This window comes from Neisseria sp. P0021.S006, from assembly GCF_051956895.1.
Genome location: NZ_JBQCWZ010000547.1, coordinates 1 through 882, shown reverse-complemented (window position 1 = coordinate 882; position 882 = coordinate 1). Strand labels below are relative to the sequence as shown.

At 44.6% G+C, this 882-nt stretch carries 2 pseudogenes; one reads left to right on the top strand and one right to left on the bottom strand.

The features are described from left to right. Nucleotides 1-421: pseudogene (locus tag ACTHUM_RS15595) on the top strand (23S rRNA pseudouridylate synthase B); the annotation flags it as partial. A gap of 81 nt (nt 422-502) precedes the next feature. On the opposite strand, the pseudogene ACTHUM_RS15590 reads toward ACTHUM_RS15595, so the two are convergent. Further along, a pseudogene (locus ACTHUM_RS15590) lies at nt 503-577 on the bottom strand (dioxygenase); the annotation flags it as partial. Between the last annotated feature and the right edge of the window lie 305 nt (nt 578-882).

The following is an 882-nucleotide window of genomic DNA, read 5'->3' as shown; positions in this document are numbered from 1 at the left end:
GACCACTTCAGGCGAACTGGTTCAACGCTTTGCCCACCCTAGCTTTGAAGTCGAACGTGAATACGCAGTGCGCGTATTGGGCGAGCTGACCACCGAACAAATGCGCGTCCTGACCGAAGAAGGCGTCATGCTCGAAGACGGTTTGGCAAAAGTCGAACGCATCTACGAACAAGGCGGCGAAGGCGCAAACAAATGGTACAACGTCGTCATCAAAGAAGGTCGCAACCGCGAAGTACGCCGTATTTTTGAAAGCCAAGGCCTGACCGTCAGCCGCCTCGTCCGCGTAGGTTTCGGCCCCATCGGTCTGCCAAACCGCCTCAAACGCGGCCAGTTCTACGAACTCAATCCGGCAGAAGTCGCCAACATTATCAAATGGGCGGATATGCTGCTGCCTGGTGAACGTCGCCGGAAGAAAAGTTAATGTAAGATAAATCGGAGCTGAGGCCTTTACAAAATCGTCTCAGCCCGACAAAATCTTGCCTAAGTCATAAAAATAGTGGGTATTGAAAGGATTTTCCTTATCCAACACATTCATCGGGCTACCATGCCCGACAAACAATACAGGCATTTTTTTCATCACTGCCTCCTTAATATTTGATGAGGCGGATTGTACGGATAAATGATTAAGCAATAAATCTCAATTTACGAACAGCATATTTTCCAAATAGGAAATAATGGGATATTCTTTGGCTTGCTGCAAAGTTAAAAAGAGGTCCGAAGATTCGGATTTCAATAGCAATACCTAAGTCAATCTAGTAAATCTGCCTAGAAGCACTTAATTCTATGACTGATAACTCAACGCCAGAATATTATTTTTTAATAGCAAATTATAAAAAAATGTCGTCTGAAAAATAAACTTGGTTTTCAGACGACCTTTTTATC